Below are 3,706 nucleotides of genomic sequence, written 5' to 3'. Positions count from 1 at the left end.
ATTTTTTGTGCTCTGATCCAGTGAAAACGATTTTTCTTACTGGATCGGAACAGTGTTCAGTTTAATTTTACAATCGGCGGATCCTAACAAATTACTCTTGAGAAACAAAAAAGGCTAGTGAATCTCCGTATGTGAAGATTCACTAGCCCTATTTAGTAACTATGAACTGTTAGACCTACTTTTATGAAGCAGCCTTTCCTTTCGGCTCGAGTCGGCGTTCCAAGAAGCCGAGGACGAGGTCGGAGATGATGGCCATTAGCGCTGTCGGCAACGCGCCGGCGAGGATGATGGCTCCGCCGTTGGTGGCGTTGGTGCCGCGGATGATGATTTCGCCCAGGCCGCCAGCTCCGACGAAGGCGCCGATTGCGGTGATCCCGATGGCGACGACCAAAGCGTTACGAATCCCGGCCATGATGACCGACATGCTCAAGGGGATTTCGACCATATACAGTGACTGCCAGCGGGTCATGCCCATGCCTTTAGCCGCATCCATCAGGTCCTTATCGACATTTTGCATGCCGGTGTAAGTGTTCTTGATGATTGGCAGCAGCGAGTATAAGAAGACCGTGACAATGACGGTGTTTACGCCAAGTCCGAGTCCCAGCATGATGATCGAAAGCATCGCTAGGCTGGGGATGGTCTGAATGACGTTGGCGATGCCGATGACTGTGTTACTCAAGGTGCGATGGCGCGCAATTGCCAGCCCAACCGGAATGCCGATCACCGCTGCGATGAGCACCCCATAGATCGAAATCAGAAAATGGCGGGCGAACTGACTCAGCACGTAGGAACCATTGTTGGCAAGGTAATACCAGAATTGCTGCCAAGTATCCATGTTAGCCATTAGTCGTCACTTCCTTTGAAATAGTTGTGTTTGGCAAGAAACTTTTTCGCGACCACATTTGGTTCAAGTAACTGATCGTCGACTTGATAGTTGAGTTCCTGCATGGTTTTCAGGTTGATCTTGCCGTCTAAGCGATGCAGTAACGGTTTTAGTTTAGGGTATTTCTTCAAAAGGCTATTATTAACGACCAATGAGCACTGATAAGGCGGGAAGAAGTTTTTGTCGTCCTTCAGTACTTTCAGATTGTAACTGCGAATCCGTCCATCAGTGGAATAGCCAAGAACTGTCTGCATTCGGTTTGCTTCAACGGCATCGTAAACCAGACCAATCTGCATCGGATAAACCCGCTTAAAGTCAAAGCCATATGCTTTAGTAAAATCGCTATAGCCATCGCCTTTCCGGTTCATCCAGCTGGAGTCAACGCCGGCATTATATTGCGGTGCGACTTTCTTCAAATCGGAAACGGTGTTGAGATTGTCTTCTTTGGCTTCTTTTTGCGTCACCATAAAGGCATAGGTGTCAGAAAAGCCGTAAGATGGATACCAGGTCTGATCGTAGCGCTTTTTGAACTCGCGCTTGACGATGGCGGTGGCCTTAGCTGAGTTCTTGACCGGGTTCATGCCTAATGTGCCGGTAATCTCGGTGCCGGTGTAACGCGCAGCACTAATATCGGCATCGTTGCGGACCATGGCTTGATGCACCACGGTGCTGGAGCCGAGGTTATTGACCAACGTGGTTTTGTAACCTAGCTCATGATTGATTAGTTCGGCAATGATATTGGCCATGATCTGCGACTCGGTACTGGTTTGCGAGGCGATCCGCACCGTCCCGTCATTACCGGAGCCGCCTAAGCCAGGAAAGCCGCAGCCGCTCAACAAGAGAACCGGAATCAGCAAAAGTGACAGGAATAATTTTTTGAACTGTTTCATCTTGCCACCTCCTAAGTGCGTTCACTGACAGGTGTCAGGTGGTATTCCAACCGCCCAAGCAACCAGTCAATGACCAGTGCCAAAATGGTAACAGGAATCGTGCCGCCGATAATCAGATCCGGCTGGTAGAGATTCAAACCGTTGAAGATCAGATCCCCAAGGCCACCAGCCCCGATGTACGAAGCCAAGGTTGCCCAGGCAATGACATAAATAGCTGACAAGCGAATGCCCGCCATGATCACCGGCATCGCCAAAGGCACTTCGACTTGCCGAATCGATTGCATCGCCGTCATGCCCATACCTTTAGCCGCGTCTATTAACACCGGATCGACATCTTCCATACCGATATACGTATTCCGCAGAATCGGTAACAAAGAGTAAATGAACAGTGCAACGATAGCTGGCACTGTTCCGATCCCGAATAAAGGAATCATCAAGGCCAACAACGCCAATGATGGCACCGTCTGCAGCATGCTGGCAATACCGATCACGACTTTAGCGGTCTTAGGAAAACGCGTCAGCAAAATACCCAGCGGAACGGCGACGATCACCCCAAGAGCTAACGCAATTGCCGAGATGTAAAGCTGTTCCCAGGTTTTGGTGATCAGTTCACTGCCATGTGCGTTTAAAAAAGCAAACATGGTCACACCTCCTTAGGTGCGTCTCGGTCATCTGCCGCTGCCGAATCGGTTGCCGGTTCCTGATCGGTAGGCGTTGCCGACTCTTTGGCGCTATCGCTGGCTTGATCGTCTTCATTTTCGCCCCAGATGGTGTCGTAAACGGCATCAACTAATGAAGCACGGGTGACAATACCGACCAATTTCTGATCGTTATCAACCACCGGCACATACTTGAAACCGCGCTTTAAAATGCGATCAGCGGTATCGCGCAGCAAAGCGTTCTTATTCACATAGAAGATACTCGACTTAGTAATGTCGCCAACGCTAGTAGCACTTTGATACCGGGTTCCCAGCGATTCCAAATCAATGGAGCCTTTCAGATGATTTTCATCATCCGTCACCAACAGCGTATCAACGCGACGATTACGCATTAGGGAAATCGCTTCAGCTAGTGACTTGCCTGGCGTGATCGCTGCAGGATTCTTCAGCATGATCTGCTCAACGGTGGTCACATCAGCCCGCGCCTTAACCAATCGATCCTGGCCGACCAGGTTCTCAACGAATTTGTTCGCTGGATGCGTCAATAGTTCGGTTGGCGTCGCATTTTGAATGATATGACCGTGGTCCATCACCACAATTTTGGTTGCGAGCTTGAGCGCTTCATCCATATCATGCGTGACAAAAACCACGGTCTTACCAAGCTTCTCCTGCAGATTCTTAATCAGTTCCTGCAAAGCCTCACGGGTAATCGGATCCAAAGCGCCAAAAGGTTCATCCATTAAAATCAGATCCTGATTCGCAGCAAGCGCCCGGATAACGCCGATTCGCTGTTGCTGGCCACCGGAAAGCTCGGATGGATAGCGATCCAGATAATCTTCCGGTAATTCAACAAGGTCCATCAGCTCCTTAGCTTTCTTGCGTCGCTTTTCTTCCGGCCACTTCAATAACTTCGGGACAATGGTGATGTTTTCATAAATGGTCATATGCGGCATGAGGCCAATGTTTTGGATAACATAGCCGATTTGACGCCGCAATTTGACGGCATCGATTTTGTGAATGTCCTTGCCGTTAAACAGGATTTGGCCGCCGCTGGGTTCCAGCATGCGGTTAATCATGCGCATCGTGGTTGTCTTTCCGGAACCCGACGTCCCGATAAGACAAACGAATTCACCCTTATGAATCTCAAGGTCGATATGTTCGACCGCGACATTCTCGCCTCGATAAACTTTTTCAACGTCCTTGAACTGGACCATTGGTTGTTCTTCTGGCATCTGACGCGCCCTCCTTTATTTTATGATCCATAATAACACATG

Annotated in this window: 4 protein-coding genes; all 4 read right to left on the bottom strand. The window is 49.5% G+C overall.

Annotation, left to right across the window (positions count from 1 at the left end):
- Positions 1-181: 181 nt before the first annotated feature.
- The 4 genes from FD23_RS08180 to FD23_RS08165 are packed head-to-tail and all read right to left on the bottom strand — an operon-like array spanning position 182 to position 3,664.
- Positions 182-844 carry an ABC transporter permease gene (locus FD23_RS08180; protein ID WP_025896455.1) on the bottom strand — a complete coding sequence of 221 codons (663 nt, stop codon included), beginning with the start codon at positions 842-844 and terminating at the stop codon, positions 182-184.
- Positions 844-1,773 (bottom strand): osmoprotectant ABC transporter substrate-binding protein, encoded by a 930-nt coding sequence (locus FD23_RS08175; protein WP_025896456.1) that lies wholly within the window; start codon positions 1,771-1,773, stop codon positions 844-846. The genes FD23_RS08180 and FD23_RS08175 overlap by 1 nt, the downstream gene beginning before the upstream one ends.
- Before the next feature lie 11 nt (positions 1,774-1,784).
- The gene (locus tag FD23_RS08170) at positions 1,785-2,414 is read right to left on the bottom strand and encodes an ABC transporter permease (RefSeq protein ID WP_025896457.1); all 630 of its coding nucleotides are present in this window, start codon (positions 2,412-2,414) and stop codon (positions 1,785-1,787) included.
- Positions 2,415-2,416: 2 nt separating this feature from the next.
- Entirely contained in the window at positions 2,417-3,664 is a 1,248-nt protein-coding gene (locus FD23_RS08165) for a betaine/proline/choline family ABC transporter ATP-binding protein (RefSeq protein ID WP_025896458.1), read from the bottom strand.
- Between the last annotated feature and the right edge of the window lie 42 nt (positions 3,665-3,706).

Origin of the sequence: Lactobacillus delbrueckii subsp. delbrueckii DSM 20074 = JCM 1012 (assembly GCF_001433875.1) — a bacterium.
Taxonomy (GTDB): Bacteria; Bacillota; Bacilli; order Lactobacillales; family Lactobacillaceae; genus Lactobacillus; species Lactobacillus delbrueckii.
The sequence above is the reverse complement of the archived record's forward strand: the minus strand, read 5'-3'. Positions and strand labels throughout refer to the sequence as shown.